We start from the raw sequence: 22,825 nt of genomic DNA, 5'->3' as shown, positions 1-22,825 counted from the left end.
AATTCGCCCAGATCTGAATACCATGAAAGGGTGATGAAGCACGATAAGGGAGGCGTACTGAAGTGGAGAAGATGGAAGCAAAGAAGATCTGTAAGGAACACATTCATCGTTATGTATGTGTACAGATGAAGGATGGAAGTCATTATGACGGTATTATGGAAAATGTGGATGACGACATGATTTATTTGGCAGTGCCTGTCGGTCCTGAAGCCGCGCATCATGCAAATTGGGGACCAAACGCGATGCCGGGAGCAGGTTATCCCGTATCTCATGCTCGTGGGTTTTATCCGGGGTACGGTTATCCGTATCCATATCCCTATCCATACTATGGTTATGGTCGCAGACGTTTTAACAGACTGGTGCTTCCCTTGATCGGGCTGACTGCATTAACACTGCTGCCATACTATTAATGGAGGACTGAAAGTCGGATTAGGATTTTAAATCATAAGGACCATTCTCATTCTGGCAACATGCTGCTGCCTACCTGGATGTAGAAAGGTCCTTTTTTTTGTGCTATTCATCAACGAATAGTGAATGAGAATTGTAATGGGGTTTTAATGGCATGCTAGCAAAGGGGCTAGCATATTGAGTTTAGCTATTTTTCATGTGAGATTGGACGTCACTTTTCACTTACGGTATGATAGAGAGGTATACATAAATCTTCAAATCAAAGGAGGGTATGAACAATGGATTGCTTGTTTTGCAAAATTGTAGAGGGCAGCATTCCCTCCAATAAAGTTTTGGAGAATGAACATGTGGTTGTCTTTCACGACATCCAGCCCGCTGCACCGACACATGTCCTCGTTATTCCGAAAAAACATATTGCTTCCATGAATGATGTCACAGCAGATGATATAGCACTGATTGGTGAGGTTCATCTGGCAGCACAGGAAGCAGCGAAACGCCTTGGAGTCGATGAGTCCGGTTATCGTTTGATTAATAACTGCGGCAAAGATGGGGAACAAACCGTCCATCACCTGCACTATCATCTGCTTGGAGGCACCAGACTCGGTGCGCTGACAAGCCTATCGGATTCGCACAAATCATAATGGATCCTGTGCTCTACATCTCCTGTTGGGTGGTGAAAAAAGAAGCACTGTGATTCGCATAAATAAAGTGATCATTACGTTAAGGTTGACACCTTTATTACCTTTCGCCTATAATGAAAGGTGATGAACCGTGTTATTGCTCTTGGACGGTCTGGTCGGAGGGAGGGAAAACTGGTGTCTGAAACTAAAGTTCGCAAAAACGAGACTATTGATGCTGCACTTCGTCGCTTTAAACGTTCCATCGCTAAAGATGGCGTCTTGGCTGAGGTGAAGAAACGTAAGCATTATGAGAAGCCAAGCGTAAAGCGCAAGAAAAAGTCCGAGGCTGCTCGTAAGAGAAAGTTTTAGGAGGATTTGAACAACATGAATCTTAGCGAACGATTGAACGAAGATATGAAGCAAGCGATGAAGAGCAAGGACAAGTTCAAGCTCTCCACCATTCGGTTGATTCGTTCGACGATCAAGAATCTTGAAATAGATTTGAAAAGAACTTTGGATGACAACGAAGTGCTTGATATCCTGAGTCGTGAAATCAAACAGCGCAAAGATGCCCTCCAAGAATTTGACAAAGCGGGCCGTGAAGAACTCGCGGCAAATGCAAAAGCGGAAATTGATATAATTGGTCAGTACCTTCCCGCACAGCTTACCGAAGAAGAAATTAAAGTTATTGTACAGCAGACCATCCAGGAAACCGGTGCTTCTTCGAAAGCCGAGATGGGGAAAGTCATGGCGGTCCTTATGCCGAAAGTTAAAGGCAAAGCGGACGGCAAACTGGTTAATCAAGCAGTTCAACAATTTCTGCAATAAAGCAATCAATGAACACCTCCTGACTTGTCAGGGGGTGTTTTTTCCTGTTTGCATGGTACTGAATTTACACCTCAGACTTTATTAGATTTAGCATGGGAGAATTCGATGTCAGGAGAAAGAAACAGTATAATGTTCAAAACAGACAAAAAATTTACTTTAAAATGGTTAATATACATAAAATTAGATTTAATATCTTGCAATTCCTCTGGCTTTCAAATATAATTTTAAGATTTTGAAACGAAATGTTGCATTGTACGTAATAAATACCATAAGCTGGACAGTATAACAATAATGGAAAAGGGGGGATTATTGTGAAGGGAAAGCGCCGGAAGAGGCTTGCGGGGCCATTGTTGCTCATGATGCTGCTGACACTGCTGCTTCCTCTCTGGGTTGGATCGCCGTCTGCACAAGCAGCTGAAAAGAGCGGCGCCGTATATATTATTCCGGTTGATAAACCAATCGAGCAGGGGTTAGGCAAGTTTATGGAGCGTGGCTTCAAGGAAGCTGAATCGATGAATGCTGGCCTGATTGTTCTGGATATCAATACGCCGGGAGGACGGGTCGATACGGCTGAAGAACTGGGTAACTTGATTAAAGAAAGCCCTGTTCAGACCGTTGCCTTTGTCCGCGGAGATGCTGCTTCGGCTGGAAGTTTTCTGGCCTTGAATGCAGATAAGATCGTAATGTCGCCAGGAAGTATGATTGGCGCGGCAGCGATGGTGGACAGCACGGGTAAGCATGTCGATGATCCGAAGCTGGTTGCATTCTGGAAGAGCAAAATGCAGGGAGCGGCAGAACAAGGCGGCCGTGACGGTAGTATCGCTGCCGGAATGACAGATGTCAACATGGTTGTGGAGATGCCGGAGATCAACAAAACAAAGCAAAAGGGTGAAATTATTGCCTTGTCAGCCGAGGAAGCGCTGAAAGTGGGATATGCGGACCATATCAGTTCAACTCCGGAAGAGGCAGCAGCTTGGTTGGGGTATGGTCAGGATGATGTATTTACTGTGGAGCGAACCGCTGCAGAGAATATATCTTCTTTTCTGACGAATCCTGTTGTGATGACTGTACTACTGTTTCTTGGAATTGCAGGCGTAATTATTGAACTGATTGTGCCTGGATTCGGAGTGCCTGGCATTGTGGGGATCGTCTGCTTTATCCTCTATTTCTCGGGGAACTACATTGCTGGATTTGCAGGAGCAGAGACATGGGTGCTGTTTACGGTTGGACTCATCATGATGATTCTGGAGATGTTCATTCCAAGCTTTGGTATCCTGGGCATACTGGGATCCATTGCGCTTGTGGCTGGTGTCGTGCGTGCGGCTTATGACACAAGTGATGCATTTGTATCACTGGGAATTGCTTTCGGAGCAGCGCTGGTGGTTATAGCCATCGTGGTGATACTGTTTAAAGACAGAGGCATATGGAATCGATTTATACTGAGTGACAGATTGTCTGCCGATCGAGGTTATTCATCTGCGACAGAACGTAAAGAACTGATTGGTCTCCAAGGGATCAGCCTGACTCCGCTTCGTCCTTCTGGAACAGCAATATTTAATGGGGAACGGGTCGATGTGGTTTCGGACGGGGACTTTATTCCAGTTGATACACCGATTATTGTGGTTAAAGCCGAAGGCACCCGGATTGTGGTCCAACAAGCTTTGCCGGTGTAAAACGCTTGTTTTGCCGGAGTTCTGATGGGCTTCGGCAGTGTACATAACCATAAGGCAGTGCTGCTTGCCGAATGGTGTTTTTCTAAAATTAGCAGCATAAACTTTTAAGATGATTTTTACAAAATTTAAGTGCAAATGGAGGAATTTTGACTATGGAACCAACCTTGATTACGGTTTTGCTCGTTGCGGTAGTTGCCATTATCGTATTGAGCGTATTCTTCAGCTTTTTCCCAGTAATGCTCTGGATCTCGGCCATTGCATCCGGCGTACGTGTCGGAATTATTACACTAGTAGCGATGAGGCTCAGACGTGTAACACCTAGCCGAATCGTAAATCCTATGATCAAAGCAACCAAAGCGGGTCTTCAATTGTCAATGAACCAGCTGGAAAGTCACTTCCTTGCTGGTGGTAACGTAGACCGGGTAGTCAACGCTTTGATTGCGGCGCAGCGTGCCAACATTCCACTTGAATTCGAACGCGCAGCGGCGATTGACCTTGCAGGTCGTGATGTACTGCAGGCTGTACAAATGAGTGTTAATCCGCGTGTCATCGAGACACCAATTGTATCTGCGGTAGCCAAAGATGGTATTGAAGTTAAAGTTAGAGCTCGGGTTACGGTTCGGGCCAATATTGACCGTCTCGTCGGTGGTGCCGGTGAAGAGACGATCATTGCCCGTGTCGGTGAAGGTATCGTAAGTACAAACGGTTCCTCGAATTCCCACAAAGACGTTCTGGAAAATCCGGATCTGATCTCCCGTACTGTATTGTCCAAAGGTCTGGACGCCGGTACAGCTTTTGAAATCCTGTCCATTGATATTGCGGACGTGGATGTAGGTAAGAACATTGGTGCGTTCCTGCAAACCGAGCAGGCTGAGGCTGACAAACGCATCGCTCAGGCGAAAGCGGAAGAACGTCGCGCAATGGCTGTAGCCCAAGAGCAAGAGATGAAGGCACGTGTAGTGGAAATGAGAGCGCGTGTGGTTGAATCCGAATCCCAAGTACCTTTGGCGATGTCCGAAGCACTTCGTAGCGGTAAAATCGGGGTCATGGACTACATGAATCTGAAAAATATTGAGGCTGATACTCAAATGCGCAATACTTTGGGAAAACCTGGTGAAGGTTCGAATTCCAACGATCAGGGTGATTCCAAAAACGGAAGATAGGCGGTGAGTGCATATGGGCCTATTTGAATGGATTTTTGATAATTTGTATATAGTGGCCGTCATCGGTTTTGCGCTTTTCTCTTTCTTGGGAAAAGCCGCCAAAACGGCTGATCCGAACAAAAAGCGTCCTGGCAACGGGATGCCTACATTTGGAGGCAGCGGTAATTCAGAACGGGATGATCGCTCGAGAGACAACTCATCTCCACAGCAGTCTTCCGGACCAGCAGATCCCCGTTATGATGAACAGTATGACGATCGATATGACGAAGAGCAATATGAAGAACGTTATGATCAGCCTTATTCGGAACCTGCTGCAACTTCTCGCCCCGCAAGTGACTACAGAAGTGAGGGCTCTATGAGCGCCATGGAAAATTCACTAGAGGAACAGATGAGAGGAATGGAACAACAGCAGCGCTTGATTGAAGAGCGATTGAATCGCATTTCTTCTGCAAATAGACCCGTTGTGTCTGACTCCGGCTGGGATGAGTCCAGCACCGATGAATCGGGAGCGTCTCCGCTCCGACCGGCGGATATTCGCACGGGTGTATTATGGGCAGAAGTACTGGGTTCTCCCCGTTCCAAGCAACCGTTCGGTACGCGAGGGAAACTGTAGCAAGTCAAGCTATTGGACGGGAATAGAGCCGTCTCTGGTGAGCAATATGCCAGAGACGGCTTTTTTTGTTGTGCTCCTTTTTAAAGAATTAATGATCTAACAGAAGCTGTAGTTTTCATAAAATCATGTTTCTCCGCATAAGTTGAACTGTAGAGGAAGGGGGAAGACCTTCGTATGACCCGGATCAGCCGCAAGCTGCGCAGATGGACCAGTGAGGTGCTGGATTTGCCGCAGGACGTGCTTTATGATATGCCACGGTTAACCCTGATCGGCAGCAAGCAATTGTATATCGAAAATCATCGCGGTGTGATCCATTTTACGCCGAATCGCATTGTTCTGGCTTTGACCCAGGGTCAGCTCGAGATTAAAGGCGTTGATCTGATGATTCGCAATATTTTGCCGGATGAAGTGGCGGTGGAAGGGACAATTCTGGATATACATATGAATGGAGCGGAGGGAAACGGATGAAACAGCCCAGTCTGTACAAACTGCGAGGTGCAGTCCGAATAACGGTCACTGGGGGAGACATCGAAGCGCTGATCAACATGGTGGCAGAGCAGGGATTGGAAGTGTGGAACCTGCGTGCCCATGATGGACGCAAGGCAGAGATGAATATTCTGCTGCCGCATTTTTTTAGGCTGCGTCCTTTGTTGAAGCGGACAGGCTGCAGGGTGAAGGTGACGCACCGCAGCGGGATTCCTTTTTTTATGGCCAGATTAATGAAAAGGAAGTTCTTCCTTGGGGGCATGGTGCTTTTCGTGATTGCCATGTTTGCATTATCATCGATGGTCTGGAATGTTGAGGTGAAAGGGAATGTGAAGATTCCCACTGATGTGGTGCTTGCTGCAGCCAAAAAAGAAGGGATATATCCTTTCCAGTGGGGGTTCAGACTCCAGAGTCAGGACAAGCTCTCCAGGCAGATGGCTTTGGCACTCCCCGACGTAACCTGGATCGGTGTGAGCAAAGAGGGGACAACCATTACGATCCAGGTCGTGGAATCTGCACAGCCTCAACGCGAACCGCTGCTGAATCCAAGGCACTTGGTGAGCAAATCGGATGCAGTCGTTACTCAGATATACGCAGAACAGGGGCGTCCTGTTGTGCAGAAGGATACACGTGTTAAGAAAGGTCAGGTATTAATATCGGGGATTTTGGGTGATGAAGAGAATACAGAGAATGTTGTGGCCAAAGGCGAGGTTCGTGGACTCGTATGGCGTGAATATGAGGTGGAAGTACCTCTCGTGCAGAAACACAACACCTTGACAGGTGAGAGTAAGGAACGTTTCTATGTTGTGCTTGGGGATTGGGCTGTTCAGCTGTGGGGATATGGGAAGACGCCTTTCAGTTCTTTCAATACGGCGAGTGACCATAAGCCGCTAACATGGCGATCGTTCACGCTTCCGCTGGGATGGTTGACTGAGACCGATATGGAGACCACGCAGCAAGAGGAACAAAAGACGGTGGAGTGGGCCCGAACGAAAGGGCTGGAGGGAGCCAGAAACGATATTATCGCCAAAAACGGCAAAGGAACAAAAATTTTAAGTGAAAAAATTTTGCATGAGAAGAAAGAGAATGGTAAAGTTTATATGAAAGTATTATTTGAAGTGGAAGAAAGCATTGCGGAAGAACTTCCGTTAGTCCATAGTCAAGGAGAATGAGGCTATTTGTCAGAACAAACACGCAGCATACGAATCTCCCTCCAGAGTGCGGGAGAGGGTCAATCTCTTTTTGGACCCCAAGATATTTTTCTGAAACTGATTGAATCCGAGATTCCAGCCCAGATCGCTTCTCGCGAAGCAGAGATTGTCATTCATGGCAATACAAAGAATGTGGAATCGCTTGAACAATTATTTGATGTGTTACTGCAATTGGTGCGTAACGGGTATGTGCTAACCGAGCGAGACGTCAGCTATGCCATTGAACTGGCTAAGGATCTGCGTGCAGACCAGCTGCTTGATCTGTTCAAGGGTGAGATAACGACGACTTACCGGGGCAAACCGATTCGTGTTAAAACCATTGGACAGAAGCACTATGTAACGACAATTAAGAAACGTGATGTTGTATTCGGCATCGGTCCAGCTGGTACGGGTAAAACCTATCTGGCCGTTGTACTGGCGGTTACAGCTCTCAAGGAAGGCAGCGTTAAGCGCATCGTGCTTACACGGCCTGCTGTTGAAGCGGGCGAGAGCCTGGGCTTCTTGCCTGGAGACTTGCAGGAAAAGGTTGACCCTTATCTGCGGCCTTTGTACGACGCCTTGTATGACGTTATGGGACAAGAGCAAACGGCCAAGGCACTGGAGCGCGGTTTGATCGAAATTGCGCCACTGGCATATATGAGGGGGCGTACACTCGATGACTCGTTCATCATTTTGGACGAAGCTCAGAATACGACGCCTGAACAGATGAAGATGTTTTTGACCCGTCTTGGTTTTGGCTCCAAAATGGTCATTACCGGAGACGTAACGCAAATTGATTTACCTCGCGGCAAAAAGTCTGGACTGGTGGAAGCAAAAACGATACTCAGTGAAGTTGAAGAAATTGGATTTGTCTATTTTGCCGAGCAAGATGTTGTACGGCATTCCCTCGTCCAAAAAATTATCGTTGCATACAACCACGCCGCAGAAAATCAAGAATAGAAGGGATTGTCTAAAGTGACCTCGAAGGAACTGTCAAAAGGCAAATCTTTTCAGAATAGAACCACAGGATGGAAGTATAGCGTGTGGGCACGCTATCTTCTGTTTTTGTTTCTGGTGATACTCTTCTACTTCAGTCTGGCCTCCAAGCTGCTTCCCGAGCGGTATGACATTCAGGAAGGCACACGAAGCGAAGTGGATATTGCTGCGCCCATGCAGATTCCAAACACGAAGGCAACGCTGAAAGCTCAGGAAGAAGCTGCTGAGCGTGTACAGCCGATCTATCAAATTGTGCAGCTGCGAAATGAAAATTTGATGACCACCCTGCTGGATCGTATTGACCGTCTGAATCAGGATGACCAGATTTCCAGTCAGGACAAGATTGATATTTATCGTGATGAGATTCCGCAGCGGCAGAAGGATTTTGTGTCCAACTTTATCAATAACAATCGGAAAGCGGGTACATATTCCGAAACTCTTTTGGAAGAGATCAGAAACGTGGTGCAGGAGCAAAGCTACCGAATTCCGGAAGAAACCTATATCAAGATATCTCGCTTGACCTCAGATGATATCCAGGAGATGAAGTCCGTTGGACGGGATATCGTGTCCAGATTGATGACGGATCAGATCAGTGATGCTACGACAGCAAGGGCAAAAGTTGCCGAAATGGTAAGTGTAAGTTCCCTTAGCAAGCGCACGCAGCGTGAGGTTGTTCAGGAGCTCGCCCGTCTTGTAGTAACGTCCAATCGTTTCTATGATGAAGAGGGGACAAAGGAAGCCAAGGTACAGGCTCGTGAAAATACACAGACAGTCTATATCAAGCAAGGTGATACACTGGTTGCCAAGGGCGAAATGATAACCCCCGAAATGTACGCCCTTCTTGATGAAAATGATTTGTTGAAAAACGAAGTGAACTACTGGCCGCAGCTAGGTCTTCTCATGCTGTCTTGTCTGCTGTCGGCAGCAATTCTGATGTATATTCAGCAATTCAGCGGAACGCATTTCAAATATAATAATGCACAGCTGCTGATGCTTGTACTCATTTTCATTATTACGATTGTGCTTATGCATGTAACGGCATTCATCCAGACAGCAGACAGGTCATATGTCGGCTTCCTTGCACCAGTTGCAGTGGGGGCGATGTTAATTGCCTTGTTGCTGGATACATCGCTTGCTTTCGTTTGCTCGATCATCATTGGCATGTTGTCAAGCATCATCCTGAATACGCATCAAGGTCAAATTTTTGATTTTGAGCTTGGCTTTTTTGCGGTGCTGGTGTCTTTTGTTGCCATCTTCGCGACATACCGGGCAAGCCAGCGCTCCACCATCTTAAAGGGGGCCATCATGGTCTGCCTGTTTGGTTCCATTGCCGTCTTTACACTGTCGTTGATTGATACGGGGGACTGGAATCGTACAACAACACTGTATGGCGTAGGATTTGCTTTTGCCGGTGGTGTACTAACAGCGATTCTCGTTATTGGGCTTATGCCGTTTTTCGAAACTTCGTTTGGTATACTATCAGCACTGAAGCTGGTGGAGCTGTCCAACCCGAACCACCCGTTATTGCGCAAATTGCTGACAGAAACACCGGGCACGTATCATCACAGTGTCATGGTAGGAAACCTGTCCGAGGCCGCGGCCGAGGCTATCGGAGCGAATGGTCTGCTCTGCCGAGTTGGTTCGTATTACCATGATATTGGCAAGACCAAGAGACCGATATATTTCATTGAAAATCAGAACAATATGGAGAACCCCCATGATTCCATTGATCCTAAATTGAGCAAATCAATTATCGTTGCGCACGCACGAGATGGTGTGGAAATGCAGAAGGATTACAAGCTCCCGAAACCGATCCGGGATATCGCGGAGCAGCATCACGGGACGACCTTCCTCCATTACTTCTATCACAAAGCGCTGCGTCAAGCTGAGGAAGCGGGAGTGGAGCCTGATTTTACAGAAGAAGATTTCCGTTATCCAGGTCCAAAAGCCCAATCCAAGGAATCGGCTATCGTGGGGATAGCGGATAGCGTTGAAGCAGCAGTTCGGTCGCTGCGCAAACCGACTGTGGAACAAGTGGAATCCATGATTGAGAAGATTATCAAGGGACGTCTCGATGACCATCAGTTTAACGATTGTGATCTCACCATGCGTGAATTGGATATCGTAGCGAAGACCTTGAAAGAGACGGTAATGGGAATTTTCCACTCCCGGATTGAATACCCGGAAGAGATCAAAAAACCGAAGCCGACCTCACCTGAAGCAGGTTGACTTACTAATATGAGCAGACAGGAGTTATGAAAGAATGAGTCTTAACCTGGCATGGAATAATGATCAACAGGATAAAGAAATTACTGAACAGATGATTGCAATGCTGGAGCAATTGCTGAACCTGGCAGGAGAAGCTGAAGGCGTGGCAGATGGAGAAGTTGCTCTCACATTTGTGGATGATGCCCAGATTCATGAGCTGAACCGCGATTACCGCGGAATCGATCGTCCGACAGATGTGCTGTCATTTGCCATGAATGAAACCATGGATGAGGAACTGGACATCATCTACGAACTGGATGAGGATGAAGAGATGGAGGAGATGCCAGATGTTCTCGGTGACATCATTATCTCCGTTCCTCGTACGATCCTGCAAAGTGAAGAATACGGGCATTCATTTGAACGTGAGCTTGGTTTCCTGTTTGTGCACGGTTTCCTGCACCTGCTCGGATATGATCATCAGGACGAAGCAAGCGAAGCCGAAATGATGGGCAAACAGGAAGCTGTACTCGCCCAGGCCGGGTTGACACGATAATGAAAAGGCGCTCCTGGAGTCTGGTGTTCCGCAATGCGGCAGAAGGAATCGTATACGGTTTTCGGACACAGCGAAATGTAAGGGTTCATTCGGGAGTAGCCGTCATCATGTGTTCGGCAGGATTTATCTTCGGGATTTCGAGAACAGACTGGATGTTTGTGCTGACAGCCATCTTTTTGGTGCTGGTCACCGAATTAATGAACACGGCCGTAGAGGCAGCGGTAGATCTGGCACATCCGCATATTCATCCGCTTGCAAAAGCGGCGAAAGACACCGCGGCTGGCGCAGTTTTGCTGGCTGCGGTGTTCGCTGTAGTCATCGGATGTATGGTGTTCTTCAAACCGGTTTTACATTGGCTTGGTTTCTGATAAGCCTGTTATAACATGAAGTTTATTATAGTGATAACCTGAGGGAGAGATTTGGATTATGGATAATCAACAGCTCATGCAAGAAGCCATTAAGGCACGTGCAAAAGCATACACACCTTATTCCCATTTTGGCGTAGGGGCAGCTCTGCTGGATAGCGAAGGCAATGTGCATCATGGATGCAATATTGAGAATGCTGCCTATACACCAAGCAACTGCGCGGAGCGAACAGCACTTTTTAGTGCGATTGCAGGGGGGCAGCAGCCTCGCAGTTTCAAGGCCATTGCCGTTGTAGGAGATACGGAAGGTCCAATCGCTCCATGTGGCGTGTGTCGCCAGGTTATGGTTGAGCTGTGTGAGCCGGATATGAAAGTCATCATGGGCAACTTGAATGGTGACCTGCAGGAAACGACGGTTGCCGAGCTGCTGCCTTGGGCTTTTGGTCCGTCAGATCTGGATTTTGCCAAAAAATAAACTATTCCAGGCCTAGGCGCCTGAGGAGGAACATATGAAGAAAAAAGCATTTAAATCGGGTTTTGTAGCTATTGTTGGGCGTCCTAACGTTGGTAAGTCGACTTTGATGAACCAGGTTATTGGCCAAAAAATAGCCATTATGTCAGACAAGCCACAAACCACTCGTAATAAAATACATGGCGTTTACACATCCGAAGACAAGCAAGTAGTCTTTTTGGACACACCGGGTATTCACAAACGGCAATCCAAGCTGGGTGACTATATGAACCAGACTGCCTTGAATACACTTGGGGAAGTTGAAGCAGCCTTGTTCCTGATTGACGCTTCCGAAGGAATGGGCGGTGGTGACCGTTACATCGCAGAACAACTGAAAAATGTTCGGACTCCTGTCATTTTGGTGATGAACAAAATTGATAAAATTGAACCGGAAGCGCTGCTGCCGCTTATTGAGGAGTATCGCAAGCTGCATGATTTCGCAGAAATCGTACCGGTCTCTGCCAAGCTCGGCAGCAATGTAAGTACACTGCTCGATCAGATCGGCAAGTATTTGCCGGAAGGACCGCAATACTACCCGGAAGATCAGGTTACAGACCACCCGGAACAGTTCGTTTGTGCGGAGCTGATTCGGGAGAAGATTCTGCAAATGACCCGGGAAGAGGTCCCACATTCCATTGCTGTAACCATCGAGGATATGAAGGTACAGGACAACGGGGTAGTGTACATTTCGGCCGTTATTTTTGTAGAGCGTGACTCTCAAAAAGGGATCATTATCGGTAAACAGGGGGCCCTGTTAAAAGAAGTTGGCAAACGTGCGCGTACGGATATTCAGAACCTGCTCGGTTCGAAAATCTTTATGGATCTGTGGGTTAAGGTGAAAAAGGATTGGAGAAATCAGGATCGCGTTCTGCGTGATCTCGGCTTCCACCGTGACGTTTAATCGAACAAGTATCCATTAATTGCAACACATAGTTTACCTTGCAAGACTCCATCCTAATTGGTAGATGCAGACGTCATTTCCGAAGAGAGGATGAAATTCTGATGCGAGATTTTTCGTGGAAGGTTTTTGCAATGACGGGGGATGTGGAGTCCTATTTGTTGTATACCGAGGCTAGTGCGCCAACAGGACAGGAGTCTGATACTGCAGGGGAAGTGATAGAAGATGAAGAAGCCGAGGGTTAATTGGCTAATTCGGGAATGGTTAGGTGACGAGGCATGCTATACAGGGTGGAAGGGATTGTCATCCGCAGCATGGACTACGGCGAGGGAAACAAAATTATTACGCTTTGCACCGAAAGTGGTGGAAAAGTAGGCGTACTCGTCCGTGGTGCCAAAAAGCCCAAAAGCCGACATGCTGCGCTGGTGCAGCCGTTTACGTACGGTCAATACGTATATTTCCGTAACACGGGCCTGGGGACACTAAATGCGGGCGAAATCATGGAGTCATATCATGAGCTGCGGGAAGATTTGGTTAAAGCAGCTTATGCATCCTATGCATGTGAACTGCTGGATCGGGTCCTGCAGGATGAGGAAACAGGTGCTTTCTGGTTCAAGCAGCTTAAGGCTTGTCTTCAAGCGTTAAAGGAAGAGAAGGACCCCAGCGTCATTACCAGTCTCTATGAGATGAAAATATTACAATCGGCGGGCTATGGCCCGTCGCTTGATGAATGCATTTCATGCGGCCAGGAACGGCCCGATGAACAGTTGTTTGTAAGTCCAAGGCTCGGTGGTGTGCTGTGCAGAGCCTGTAAACACTTTGATCCACCTGCGTTGTCCGTAAGTCCCAAAGCTCTAAGGTTACTGCGGTTATTTGCACAGCTGGATTTGCAGCGACTGGGCAACATATCCGTCAGTGAGGCCACTAGAGATGAAATGAAGAAGATCATGAGAGCCTTCATGGATCACCAGCTGGGTCTCAATTTGAAATCCCGTTCTTTTCTCGATCAGATGGAGAAATACGGGATTTAAGCTGTGTTTTCTGGGTATGACAAGATTCACTTGACTTTGCACTCTTTTTTATTTAATATGAACTATAATTTCTCTTTTGGAGACATGCATTGAACGAGAGAGTAGGGGACCTGATTTATTATTCTCGTAGATAGGCCAAACGGTCTTGACTACGATAATTGAGCGAGCCTGGGATGGTGTAAGCCGGGTTGAATCGGTCTGTGAAATGGCACTCGGGAGCATGAATGGACACGGAAAAGTGGGCTTGCGTGAACAGGTTATCCTGTTTTGTACACAAGCCAAGTAGGGTGGAACCGCGGGAGTAGCTCTCGTCCCTACGTCTGGACAACAGGCGTAGGGCGAGGGCTTTTTTTTTGATTGTGGAATTATTTCCGGCAAGGCTGGTGGATACATTCCGGGAATCTCTCGCAAAACGCGTTTTGTCCGTTCTACGTCGGGCTTCGATCGACGCCTTGTGCAAATCGGAAGTATTTTCAGCTTGCCAATAAACTTATTGAAAAGGAGCATGATTATGAATTTTCAGCAGATGATTCTCACGCTGCAACAATTCTGGGCCGAGCACAACTGTATTATTGTCCAGCCATATGATACGGAAAAAGGAGCAGGTACCATGAACCCGATGACCTTTTTGCGTTCACTTGGACCAGAGCCTTGGAAAGTAGCTTATGTAGAGCCTTCCCGTCGTCCTTCCGACGGACGTTACGGAGAAAACCCGAACCGTCTGTATCAGCACCATCAATTTCAAGTCATTATTAAGCCTTCACCAGACAACATTCAGGAAATTTACCTGGAAAGTCTCAATTGTTTGGGGATTGACCCACTTAAACATGATATCCGTTTTGTTGAAGACAACTGGGAGAATCCTTCTCTTGGTTGCGCAGGCCTGGGATGGGAAGTATGGCTCGATGGTATGGAAATTACACAGTTTACATACTTCCAGCAAGTCGGTGGAATTGAGACGAACCCGGTAGCTGTCGAAATTACGTATGGTATGGAGCGCCTAGCTTCTTACATTCAGGAAAAAGAAAATGTGTTTGATCTGGAATGGGTAGAGGGAATCACCTATGGTGATGTATTCCTGCAGCCTGAGTTTGAACACTCCAAATATACGTTTGATGTATCTGATGTAAAGATGCTATTTACCCTCTTCAACATGCATGAAGAAGAAGCCAATAAGGCTATGGCACAGCATCTGGTATTTCCCGCATATGACTATGTGCTGAAATGTTCCCATACGTTTAACCTGCTGGATGCTCGTGGAGCAATCAGTGTTACAGAGCGTACCGGTTACATTACGCGTGTCCGGAATCTGGCACGCCAAGTGGCTGCAACATATGTGGAAGAGCGCGAGAAGCTTGGCTTCCCGCTGATCAAGAAAGGGGGAGCAGAGCATGTCTAAGGATCTGTTGTTTGAAATTGGTCTGGAAGAAGTACCTGCACGTTTCTTGCGCGCGGCGATAGAACAGCTGCAGGATCGTATTGTGAAATGGCTGGATGCGTCCCGCATAACACATGGTGAGGTAAACGCTTATGCTACACCACGTCGCTTGGCTGTCATGATTCAGAATGTTGCCGAGAAGCAAGAGGATGTAGAAGAAGAAGTAAAAGGTCCTTCCCGTAAAATTGCACTTGACGAGAGCGGCAACTGGAGCAAAGCAGCACTCGGATTTGCACGCAGTCAAGGTGTTGATCCGGATCAGTTTACGTTTAAGGAACTCGCCGGAGTCGAGTACATCTATGCAACCAAGAGCAGCAAAGGTGTAGAGACTTCAACTGTAATCGGTGAAGGATTGCTGTCGATTCTGCACGCCATGACATTCCCTAAATTCATGCGCTGGGCTTCATATGATTTTAAATTTGTCCGCCCGATTCGCTGGATTGTCGCTCTGCTTGGTAGTGAGGTTATTGATATTGAAGTTGCAGGTGTGAAATCCGGGAATGTAACTCGGGGACATCGTTTCCTTGGTAAGGAGACCGTGATTACTAACCCTGCTTCTTACGTTGAATTGCTGCGTTCCGAACATGTTATTGCAGATATCAAGGAACGGGAGCAAATGATTGTTTCCCAGATTCAGGCACTGGCTGCTGAGAAAAATTGGGATATTGCCATCAAGGAAGATTTGCTGGAGGAAGTACTGTTTTTGGTGGAAACGCCAACCGTATTGTTCGGAACGTTCGATCCTTCATTCCTCAATATCCCTCAGGAAGTATTGATTACTTCGATGCGTGAGCATCAGCGTTACTTCCCAGTGCTGGATAGTGCAGGACAATTGCTGCCTTACTTTGTAACCGTTCGTAACGGAGGCAGTGATTCACTTGATGTCATCGCCAAAGGTAACGAAAAAGTACTGCGTGCCCGCCTGTCCGACGCCAAGTTCTTCTACGAAGAAGACCAGAAGCTCGAGATTAAGGACGCATTGTCCAAACTGGAGAGCATTGTCTTTCAGGAGGAACTGGGTACCGTTGGTGACAAGGTACGCCGTATTCGCAAAATTGCGGACGGTCTCGCATCCAAGCTGCAGGTTTCTGCTGACGTTGCTGAATCGGTGAGCCGCTCTGCAGATATCTGCAAGTTTGACCTGGTTACACTGATGGTTGGTGAATTCCCTGAATTGCAAGGTGTCATGGGTGAGGATTACGCTCGCAAGGCAGGCGAGAAGGAAGAAGTGGCCAAAGCAGTATTTGAACACTATCAGCCGCGCTTTGCCGGAGACCAATCTCCTGCTTCACTCGTAGGTGCGATTGTTAGTGCTGCAGATAAAATGGATACCATCGTGGGCTGTTTCTCCATCAATATCATCCCGACTGGATCCCAGGATCCATATGCACTTCGTCGTCAGGCCGCGGGTATTGTACAAATCTTGCTGGATCATCAGCTTCCACTGACTCTCTCGGATGTGTTCGGGGTTGCGCTTCAGGTACATGCTCAGATGAACCTTTTGAAACGAGCAGATGAAGAGGTTCGTAAAGATTTGCAGGACTTCTTCGGTCTTCGTGTGAAGAAACTGTTGTCCGAAACCGTTCGTTATGATGTAGTTGATGCCGTGATTTCTGCCGGATTCGATGATATTAGTGCCATTGTTCCAAAAGGCGAGGCCTTGATGGCCGCTGTTCAAACCGGTGATGCGTTCAAAACAACAGTGGAATCTTTCAACCGGGTGGGTAACCTTGCTGCCAAAGCGTCGAATGCTTCTGTTCATCCTGAACTGTTTACCGAAGAGGGAGAGAAGCAGCTGCATGAAGCTTGGAACAGAACCAATGAGGAATATCGCAAAGCCTTGTCGCAGCACGATGCAGCGGAAGCGCTGGCGATTGCATCAGCTTGGAAGGAAGCCATAACATCATTCTTCGATTCCGTAATGGTTATGGCCGAAGATGAAGCAGTCCGTGCCAATCGCTTGGCTTTGCTCGCAGCTATCGATCGTGACTTGAAAGGATTTGCCGATTTCTCCAAATTGGTGTTAGTATAATATCCCGGCACAGACGGGTTAGAGCATACACTTCAAATTCAGTATTAAAGAAGGATATATGAGGGTATAAATATACGGAACAGGTTGTGAAATTTTATTTTTAACAGCCGTTCCGTATTTTAGCCTTTGATTTACCTTGACTGGTCAGAAGGAATTTCGCTGGCGGAAGTCGTATATAACAATATGCAGCTATTTTATGAGGCCGGGTGATCCTGAGGTTGAGTGAGTTGAATGTACGCCAGATTGTTGTGGACGGAGATGCTTGTCCGGTGAAAGCTGAGATTGCAGAAACGGCCCGCCGTTTTGATATCCCCGTATTGTTAGTATCTTCCTTTGATCATTTGCTTCAGGGAGGAGAAGGGGTGCGTACCGTGCAGGTGGACCGCAGTGATCAAAGCGCGGATCTGTACATCGCCAATCATATCAAGCCCTGTGATATCGTCATTACACAGGATTACGGACTGGCAGCACTCGCGCTTGGCAAACGTTGTTATGTTTTATCATTTCGTGGTCGCGAATTTAATGATCGTGACATTGATTTTATGCTCGATTCCCGGCATACTGCTGCCAAAGCACGGAAAAGAGGGCATTATGGGAAGGGTCCAAAGCCTTTCACAGAGCAGGATCGGGAAATTTTTCAACATAAACTGACAAAACTTTTGAAAGATTTGCAGGAGAATGTGTAAGTTTAGCGAATTATATTTACGTGCTGAAAGAGATGAAGGTGGCCAGAGATGAGTACCGGACAAGGCGGTATACCCGAAAGCATTATTGAATCGGTGTTACAGCAGCATGATATTGTCGATACGGTGAGCCGATTTGTGCATCTGACCAAGCAGGGGAAATACATGAAAGGCCTCTGCCCTTTTCATTCCGAGAAGACGCCTTCGTTTACAGTTACACCAGAGAAACAAATTTTCTACTGCTACGGTTGCGGCACGGGTGGAAATGCCATCAAATTCAGGATGGAAATCGAAGGGTTATCCTTTCCCGAGGCTGTCAAGACGATGGCGGAAGAAAGTCACATCTCGATGGGGGACTGGCAAGGGCGTGAATCCGCTCATGTAAATCCGGAGACCGAACGTCTGCTGGAGGCGTATGAGCTAACTGCAAAGCTGTATCATTTCTTATTGAAAAATACAGAGCATGGAAAAGCAGCCATGGAGTATTTACGCTCGCGGGGCTTTAGCGACAAGCTGATTGACCAGTTCCAGATTGGTTATGCGCCGAATCGTTGGGACACGTTGGTGCAATTTCTGGAGAAGCGCAACTTTCCACTTGAAGAGATGGAAAAGGGCGGTCTTCTGTCGCAGCGGAGTGAAGGTCAGGGCTATGTGGACCGCTTCCGAGACAGGGTTATGTTCCCGATTAATGGCAGAAGCGGCAAACCGATTGCATTTGCAGGCCGCATTTTGGGAGACGGGCAGCCGAAGTACCTAAATTCACCGGAAACCCGGTTATTCAACAAAAGCCGAGTTCTCTACAATCTGCATCAGGCCAAAAATGCAATTCGCAAACAAAGACAAGCTATTTTGTTTGAAGGTTACGGCGACGTGATCTCCGCTTGGGATCAAGAGATCCAGAACGGAGTAGCGGCCATGGGCACAGCGCTGACTGAGAACCAGGCGCTTATGCTCAAGGGCATGTGCGACGAAGTCATTATCTGTTATGACGGTGACCGAGCAGGGCAGGCCGCTGCACTTAAGAACTTCCCCATTCTGGAAGAAGCCGGGCTGCAGGTTAAGGTGGCTCTTATACCCGAAGGACTTGATCCGGATGATTTTATTCGGAAGTACGGTGGTGAACGGTTTCGCAACCAGATTGTAGACGGTGCTGTGACCACAACAAAATTTAAGCTTATAAACCTTAAAAAAAACCATATACTGCTAGAAGGCGGCGGTCTGATCGCCTATTCCAAGGAAGCGGTAAAGCTAATCGCGCCTTTATCTTCCCCTACGGAACGCGAAGTGTATTTGCGTGAACTGGCTGCTGAAGTGGATGTATCATTTGAGACACTGAAGCAGGAGTGTAATGAAGAGCGCCAGTCCATGAAAAATAACGAGCAGTATGGGGATAATAACCCGAAAAGGTGGAATAATGGTAGGCAACAAAATAGGCAGGTGCCTACACCCAATCTGTTGCCGGCTTACCATGCTGCTGAGCGCAAATTGCTTGCCTGGATGCTTCAGGATGATGAGGCTGCACAGTATGTGAATGAGCATCTTGGTGAAGCTTTTAACTTGGATGATCATGCAGCTATTGCTGCTTATCTATATGCCTATTATGCGCAAGGCAAATCGCCGGATACAAGCCGTTTTATGTCCTCATTGCATGATGATCGATTGGAGAAAACCGTCAGCTCAATCTCAATGATGGATGGCCCGGGTGAATGGAACGTTCAGATACTCGATGATTGTATCAGGGAAGTGCTGAAATATCCGCGCAAAAAAGAGTACGATCTAAAAAAGGAAGAAATGATTGCTGCAGAGCGTGCAGGTGATTTTGTACGCGCGGCACAAATCGCAATTGAAATGATTGCCCTAGAGAGACAGTAAATGTCCGTGTGTTGGATGTTTCTAGGGAGGAGGGAGTCGAGTTATGGCGAATGATCAGCATACTGAACTAGAAACAGAATTGACGCTGGATCAGGTTAAGGATCAACTGATTGAATCAGGCAAAAAAAGAGCTTCATTGAACTACAAGGAAATTATTGAGAAACTCTCCCCGTTTGAGCAGGATGCTGAGCAAATGGATGAGTTTTACGAACAATTAAGTGACCTGGGTATCGACGTGGTAAACGAAAATGATGAAGAGGTTACGCTTCGTCCTAATGATGACTCAGAAAACAACAGCAGAGAGGGAGACGATGAGTTCCACTTTGATGATGATCTGAGCTTGCCTCCGGGAATCAAAATCAATGACCCAGTCCGGATGTATCTGAAGGAAATTGGTCGTGTACCTTTGTTGTCTGCGGATGATGAAGTGGAGCTCGCCAAACGGATTGAAAACGGGGATGAAGAAGCGAAGCGCCGACTGGCAGAAGCCAACCTCAGGCTCGTTGTCAGTATCGCCAAGCGGTATGTGGGACGCGGCATGCTGTTCCTTGACCTGATTCAGGAAGGAAACATGGGTCTGATCAAGGCCGTAGAGAAGTTTGACCACAAAAAAGGGTATAAGTTCAGTACCTATGCGACTTGGTGGATTCGTCAAGCCATCACACGTGCGATAGCCGATCAGGCACGTACCATTCGTATTCCGGTGCACATGGTCGAAACGATAAATAAACTGATCCGGGTATCCCGTCAGTTGTTGCAAGAACTTGGACGCGAACCAACGCCAGAAGAAATTGCAGCTGAAATGGATCTGAGTGTGGAGAAAGTGCGTGAGATCACGAAGATTGCACAGGAACCGGTTTCCCTCGAAACACCGATTGGTGAAGAGGATGATTCCCATCTGGGCGATTTTATCGAGGATCAGGAGGCTTTGGCTCCAGCAGATGCTGCTGCCTATGAATTGCTGAAAGAACAGCTTGAAGACGTACTGGATACGCTGACAGAGCGTGAAGAGAATGTACTTCGCCTTCGTTTTGGTCTGGACGACGGACGGACGAGAACGCTGGAAGAAGTGGGCAAGGTCTTTGGAGTTACGCGTGAGCGTATTCGTCAGATCGAAGCTAAGGCTCTTCGTAAACTGCGCCACCCAAGCCGCAGCAAACGGCTTAAGGATTTCCTCGAATAACAGAACTACGGGAGACTTTTCGCAAGCCGCTTAGGCGGCGGCGAGGTCTCCTTTATTTTTAAATGGAATGTCTTAATTGCTTGGTTTTGGTAATTAATCCTTGAAATGTTTGATTGGATTTCATTTTATCGCTTTTCGTTGTCCAATGCAAATCAATAAATTAAATGAATGTGCAGGTGCTTCATGAAACTTTCGAATCGATTACAACAAATACATGATCAAATTCCCGAGGGCAGCCGTATAGCCGATATAGGCTCAGATCATGCACTGCTGCCCGTGGCTGCTGTTCGCAGTGGGAAGGCTGCAAGTGCTGTGGCCGGAGAAGTTAACCCAGGACCCTACGAGGCCGCGTGCAAACAGGTAAGTGATGCAGGGCTGCAGGAGCAAATTACCGTTCGTCGTGGAGACGGGCTTGAAGTCGTCTCTGCAGGCGAGGTAGATGTCATTACGATTGCAGGAATGGGTGGAGCATTAATTGCTTCCATACTGGACCGCGGCCTTTCCAAACTGGAAGAAGTGAAGATGCTTATCCTTCAACCTAATGTGGGTGAGGATATCCTCAGACGCTGGCTGCTGGATCATCAATGGGTGGTTGTGGCGGAGCGATTGCTTGAGGAAGATGGAAAGATCTATGAGATTATTACAGCCATGCCGCAGGCATCCAGTCCAATTGCGAATGAGGAAGTGTACCTCGCCCGTCCGCTTGAAGGTGGAGTCGTTCTTACACAAGATCTATTGCTGCGTATGGGTCCATATCTGGTGGACAGACCCACAGACATATTTTTTGCGAAATGGGAAAGTGAGATCGTTAAGCTTAGGGGTGTTGTGCAGTCCATCTCAAAGTCGGACCAGAACTCTTCCCGTGAAAAGGCTGCTGAGGTGGAACGTCTGATTGCAAGCCTGAAGGAGGTGCTCGAATGTTTGCCAAAGGTCAAACGGTAATTCAATTGATGGAGCAGCTGGCTCCCAAACATCTGGCTGTACCCGATGACCGGATCGGACTGCAGCTGGGCAGTCTGCAAAAAGAGATAAATCACGTTCTGATTGCTCTTGATGTTACGGATGAAGTTGTTGAAGAAGCTATTCGAATTGGTGCCAATCTCATCATTGCACACCATGCTATTATTTTCCGGCCGGTAAAATCGTTCAATACGGATACACCGATGGGGAAATTGTATGAGAAGCTGATCAAGCATGATATTGCCGTATATATCAGTCACACGAATCTGGACGTGGCCGAAGGCGGCATGAATGATTGGATGGCTGAAGCGATTGGCATTGAGAGTAAGGAGTCACTGGAAGATGTACATACAGACCATCTGTACAAGCTGGCTGTATTCGTCCCGCGCACGCATCATGAACAGGTGCTTCAGGCCATTCTGGAAGCTGGAGCCGGAAGTATTGGCCAATACAGCAAATGCAGCTTCAATACCGAAGGAACAGGAACCTTTGTACCAGGAGAGGGAACACAGCCTTTTATCGGTGAACAGGGCCAGCTGGAGCGAGTGGAAGAGATGCGTATTGAGACCATTGTACCGCAGAGTCTGCGGAGCAAAGTTGTGCAGGCCATGCTGAAGGCTCACCCCTATGAAGAAGTGGCTTATGACCTGTATGCAATGGATTTAAAAGGCCGTACACTCGGTCTGGGGCGTCTGGGACCCCTCAAGGAACCAAAGACACTGGGTGAGCTGGTAGAGGTCGTAAAGGCCCAATTAAACGTGCCATACGTTCGTGTAGTAGGGGATCTGAACCGGCAGATCAAAAAAGCAGCAGTTCTCGGCGGTTCGGGAAGCCGTTATACCCTGACTGCTCATTTCAAAGGGGCCGATGTCATCGTAACGGGAGATATTGATTATCACACCGCTCATGATGCGCTGATGGCTGGCATGTGCATCATAGATGCTGGGCATAATGCCGAGAAGATCATGAAGTCCAAAACAGCGGACTGGCTGCGTTCACGATTGACAGACAAGCGGTATGAGACCCAAGTGACGGCTTCGGAGGTCAATACGGAAGTATTCCAGTTTATGTAGTTATGTCGGGATCACCCGTTTCCAGTAATATTAAGCTTGTT

Annotated in this window: 25 protein-coding genes; all 25 read left to right on the top strand. The window is 47.5% G+C overall.

Features of this window, described 5'->3' with window-relative positions; genetic code table 11:
* Positions 1 to 71 precede the first annotated feature (71 nt).
* The 25 genes from AC3RCI_RS21055 to AC3RCI_RS20935 all read left to right on the top strand — a co-directional run bounded on the left by AC3RCI_RS21055 (position 72) and on the right by AC3RCI_RS20935 (position 22,784).
* On the top strand, positions 72 to 410 hold the full coding sequence (locus AC3RCI_RS21055; protein ID WP_492471565.1) for a hypothetical protein: 339 nt from the start codon (positions 72 to 74) through the stop codon (positions 408 to 410).
* A gap of 276 nt (positions 411 to 686) precedes the next feature.
* Positions 687 to 1,049: a histidine triad nucleotide-binding protein gene (locus AC3RCI_RS21050; RefSeq protein ID WP_095289876.1), complete on the top strand. Its 363-nt coding sequence runs from the start codon at positions 687 to 689 to the stop codon at positions 1,047 to 1,049.
* 174 nt (positions 1,050 to 1,223) lie between these two features.
* Complete coding sequence (gene rpsU / locus AC3RCI_RS21045; protein ID WP_005547957.1) at positions 1,224 to 1,397, top strand: 30S ribosomal protein S21; 174 nt, start codon at positions 1,224 to 1,226, stop codon at positions 1,395 to 1,397.
* Positions 1,398 to 1,412: 15 nt separating this feature from the next.
* Positions 1,413 to 1,856 (top strand): GatB/YqeY domain-containing protein, encoded by a 444-nt coding sequence (locus AC3RCI_RS21040; RefSeq protein ID WP_492526214.1) that lies wholly within the window; start codon positions 1,413 to 1,415, stop codon positions 1,854 to 1,856.
* Between the two features lie 356 nt (positions 1,857 to 2,212).
* Entirely contained in the window at positions 2,213 to 3,529 is a 1,317-nt protein-coding gene (locus tag AC3RCI_RS21035; protein ID WP_154895753.1) for an NfeD family protein, read from the top strand.
* Positions 3,530 to 3,681: 152 nt separating this feature from the next.
* Complete coding sequence (gene floA, locus AC3RCI_RS21030; RefSeq protein WP_095359498.1) at positions 3,682 to 4,692, top strand: flotillin-like protein FloA; 1,011 nt, start codon at positions 3,682 to 3,684, stop codon at positions 4,690 to 4,692.
* 13 nt (positions 4,693 to 4,705) lie between these two features.
* The gene (locus tag AC3RCI_RS21025) at positions 4,706 to 5,305 is read left to right on the top strand and encodes a YqfB family membrane protein (RefSeq protein ID WP_492471448.1); all 600 of its coding nucleotides are present in this window, start codon (positions 4,706 to 4,708) and stop codon (positions 5,303 to 5,305) included.
* Positions 5,306 to 5,479: 174 nt separating this feature from the next.
* Positions 5,480 to 5,773 (top strand): sporulation protein YqfC, encoded by a 294-nt coding sequence (yqfC, locus tag AC3RCI_RS21020; protein WP_095289883.1) that lies wholly within the window; start codon positions 5,480 to 5,482, stop codon positions 5,771 to 5,773.
* Entirely contained in the window at positions 5,770 to 6,963 is a 1,194-nt protein-coding gene (gene yqfD / locus AC3RCI_RS21015; RefSeq protein WP_492471449.1) for a sporulation protein YqfD, read from the top strand. The genes yqfC and yqfD overlap by 4 nt, the downstream gene beginning before the upstream one ends.
* Positions 6,964 to 6,969: 6 nt before the next feature.
* Positions 6,970 to 7,941: a PhoH family protein gene (locus AC3RCI_RS21010; RefSeq protein WP_492471450.1), complete on the top strand. Its 972-nt coding sequence runs from the start codon at positions 6,970 to 6,972 to the stop codon at positions 7,939 to 7,941.
* 15 nt (positions 7,942 to 7,956) lie between these two features.
* Positions 7,957 to 10,206, top strand: a complete 2,250-nt coding sequence (locus AC3RCI_RS21005) for an HD family phosphohydrolase (RefSeq protein ID WP_095289889.1) — start codon at positions 7,957 to 7,959, stop codon at positions 10,204 to 10,206.
* 34 nt (positions 10,207 to 10,240) lie between these two features.
* On the top strand, positions 10,241 to 10,738 hold the full coding sequence (gene ybeY, locus AC3RCI_RS21000; RefSeq protein WP_095289891.1) for an rRNA maturation RNase YbeY: 498 nt from the start codon (positions 10,241 to 10,243) through the stop codon (positions 10,736 to 10,738).
* Entirely contained in the window at positions 10,738 to 11,106 is a 369-nt protein-coding gene (locus AC3RCI_RS20995) for a diacylglycerol kinase family protein (RefSeq protein ID WP_095289893.1), read from the top strand. Before ybeY ends, AC3RCI_RS20995 begins: the two co-directional genes overlap by 1 nt.
* Before the next feature lie 58 nt (positions 11,107 to 11,164).
* Complete coding sequence (locus tag AC3RCI_RS20990) at positions 11,165 to 11,578, top strand: cytidine deaminase (protein ID WP_095359493.1); 414 nt, start codon at positions 11,165 to 11,167, stop codon at positions 11,576 to 11,578.
* A gap of 34 nt (positions 11,579 to 11,612) precedes the next feature.
* On the top strand, positions 11,613 to 12,515 hold the full coding sequence (gene era / locus AC3RCI_RS20985; protein ID WP_095289897.1) for a GTPase Era: 903 nt from the start codon (positions 11,613 to 11,615) through the stop codon (positions 12,513 to 12,515).
* A gap of 101 nt (positions 12,516 to 12,616) precedes the next feature.
* Positions 12,617 to 12,757, top strand: coding sequence for a YqzL family protein (locus tag AC3RCI_RS20980; protein WP_336780547.1), 141 nt, complete (start codon positions 12,617 to 12,619; stop codon positions 12,755 to 12,757).
* Between the two features lie 33 nt (positions 12,758 to 12,790).
* A complete protein-coding gene (recO, locus tag AC3RCI_RS20975) occupies positions 12,791 to 13,543 on the top strand; it encodes a DNA repair protein RecO (protein ID WP_095359490.1) in 753 nt (250 codons plus the stop codon).
* 145 nt (positions 13,544 to 13,688) lie between these two features.
* The gene (locus AC3RCI_RS20970) at positions 13,689 to 13,829 is read left to right on the top strand and encodes a hypothetical protein (protein WP_336780548.1); all 141 of its coding nucleotides are present in this window, start codon (positions 13,689 to 13,691) and stop codon (positions 13,827 to 13,829) included.
* A gap of 225 nt (positions 13,830 to 14,054) precedes the next feature.
* Positions 14,055 to 14,942: a glycine--tRNA ligase subunit alpha gene (glyQ, locus tag AC3RCI_RS20965; RefSeq protein WP_492526212.1), complete on the top strand. Its 888-nt coding sequence runs from the start codon at positions 14,055 to 14,057 to the stop codon at positions 14,940 to 14,942.
* Complete coding sequence (gene glyS, locus AC3RCI_RS20960) at positions 14,935 to 17,013, top strand: glycine--tRNA ligase subunit beta (protein ID WP_492526210.1); 2,079 nt, start codon at positions 14,935 to 14,937, stop codon at positions 17,011 to 17,013. Before glyQ ends, glyS begins: the two co-directional genes overlap by 8 nt.
* A 218-nt stretch (positions 17,014 to 17,231) precedes the next feature.
* Positions 17,232 to 17,699: a YaiI/YqxD family protein gene (locus AC3RCI_RS20955; protein WP_371859954.1), complete on the top strand. Its 468-nt coding sequence runs from the start codon at positions 17,232 to 17,234 to the stop codon at positions 17,697 to 17,699.
* 48 nt (positions 17,700 to 17,747) lie between these two features.
* Positions 17,748 to 19,568 (top strand): DNA primase, encoded by a 1,821-nt coding sequence (dnaG, locus tag AC3RCI_RS20950; protein WP_095289907.1) that lies wholly within the window; start codon positions 17,748 to 17,750, stop codon positions 19,566 to 19,568.
* A 43-nt stretch (positions 19,569 to 19,611) separates the two neighbouring features.
* Positions 19,612 to 20,751, top strand: a complete 1,140-nt coding sequence (gene rpoD, locus AC3RCI_RS20945) for an RNA polymerase sigma factor RpoD (protein ID WP_095289908.1) — start codon at positions 19,612 to 19,614, stop codon at positions 20,749 to 20,751.
* A 183-nt stretch (positions 20,752 to 20,934) separates the two neighbouring features.
* Positions 20,935 to 21,693, top strand: coding sequence for a tRNA (adenine(22)-N(1))-methyltransferase (locus tag AC3RCI_RS20940; protein ID WP_492526208.1), 759 nt, complete (start codon positions 20,935 to 20,937; stop codon positions 21,691 to 21,693).
* On the top strand, positions 21,669 to 22,784 hold the full coding sequence (locus AC3RCI_RS20935) for a Nif3-like dinuclear metal center hexameric protein (protein ID WP_492526206.1): 1,116 nt from the start codon (positions 21,669 to 21,671) through the stop codon (positions 22,782 to 22,784). Before AC3RCI_RS20940 ends, AC3RCI_RS20935 begins: the two co-directional genes overlap by 25 nt.
* The last annotated feature ends 41 nt before the right edge of the window (positions 22,785 to 22,825 follow it).

The sequence above is a fragment of the Paenibacillus sp. MT124 genome (genome assembly GCF_058792755.1).
This window is presented reverse-complemented; position numbering and strand designations above follow the sequence as displayed.

Coding starts and splice junctions, on each gene's coding strand:
- AC3RCI_RS21055 (WP_492471565.1), top strand. CDS start 72: ATGGAAGCAAAGAAGATCTGTAAGGAACACATTCATCGTTATGTATGT.
- AC3RCI_RS21050 (WP_095289876.1), top strand. CDS start 687: ATGGATTGCTTGTTTTGCAAAATTGTAGAGGGCAGCATTCCCTCCAAT.
- AC3RCI_RS21040 (WP_492526214.1), top strand. CDS start 1,413: ATGAATCTTAGCGAACGATTGAACGAAGATATGAAGCAAGCGATGAAG.
- AC3RCI_RS21035 (WP_154895753.1), top strand. CDS start 2,213: ATGATGCTGCTGACACTGCTGCTTCCTCTCTGGGTTGGATCGCCGTCT.
- floA (WP_095359498.1), top strand. CDS start 3,682: ATGGAACCAACCTTGATTACGGTTTTGCTCGTTGCGGTAGTTGCCATT.
- AC3RCI_RS21025 (WP_492471448.1), top strand. CDS start 4,706: ATGGGCCTATTTGAATGGATTTTTGATAATTTGTATATAGTGGCCGTC.
- yqfC (WP_095289883.1), top strand. CDS start 5,480: ATGACCCGGATCAGCCGCAAGCTGCGCAGATGGACCAGTGAGGTGCTG.
- yqfD (WP_492471449.1), top strand. CDS start 5,770: ATGAAACAGCCCAGTCTGTACAAACTGCGAGGTGCAGTCCGAATAACG.
- ybeY (WP_095289891.1), top strand. CDS start 10,241: ATGAGTCTTAACCTGGCATGGAATAATGATCAACAGGATAAAGAAATT.
- AC3RCI_RS20995 (WP_095289893.1), top strand. CDS start 10,738: ATGAAAAGGCGCTCCTGGAGTCTGGTGTTCCGCAATGCGGCAGAAGGA.
- AC3RCI_RS20990 (WP_095359493.1), top strand. CDS start 11,165: ATGGATAATCAACAGCTCATGCAAGAAGCCATTAAGGCACGTGCAAAA.
- era (WP_095289897.1), top strand. CDS start 11,613: ATGAAGAAAAAAGCATTTAAATCGGGTTTTGTAGCTATTGTTGGGCGT.
- AC3RCI_RS20980 (WP_336780547.1), top strand. CDS start 12,617: ATGCGAGATTTTTCGTGGAAGGTTTTTGCAATGACGGGGGATGTGGAG.
- recO (WP_095359490.1), top strand. CDS start 12,791: ATGCTATACAGGGTGGAAGGGATTGTCATCCGCAGCATGGACTACGGC.
- glyQ (WP_492526212.1), top strand. CDS start 14,055: ATGAATTTTCAGCAGATGATTCTCACGCTGCAACAATTCTGGGCCGAG.
- glyS (WP_492526210.1), top strand. CDS start 14,935: ATGTCTAAGGATCTGTTGTTTGAAATTGGTCTGGAAGAAGTACCTGCA.
- dnaG (WP_095289907.1), top strand. CDS start 17,748: ATGAGTACCGGACAAGGCGGTATACCCGAAAGCATTATTGAATCGGTG.
- rpoD (WP_095289908.1), top strand. CDS start 19,612: ATGGCGAATGATCAGCATACTGAACTAGAAACAGAATTGACGCTGGAT.
- AC3RCI_RS20940 (WP_492526208.1), top strand. CDS start 20,935: ATGAAACTTTCGAATCGATTACAACAAATACATGATCAAATTCCCGAG.
- AC3RCI_RS20935 (WP_492526206.1), top strand. CDS start 21,669: ATGTTTGCCAAAGGTCAAACGGTAATTCAATTGATGGAGCAGCTGGCT.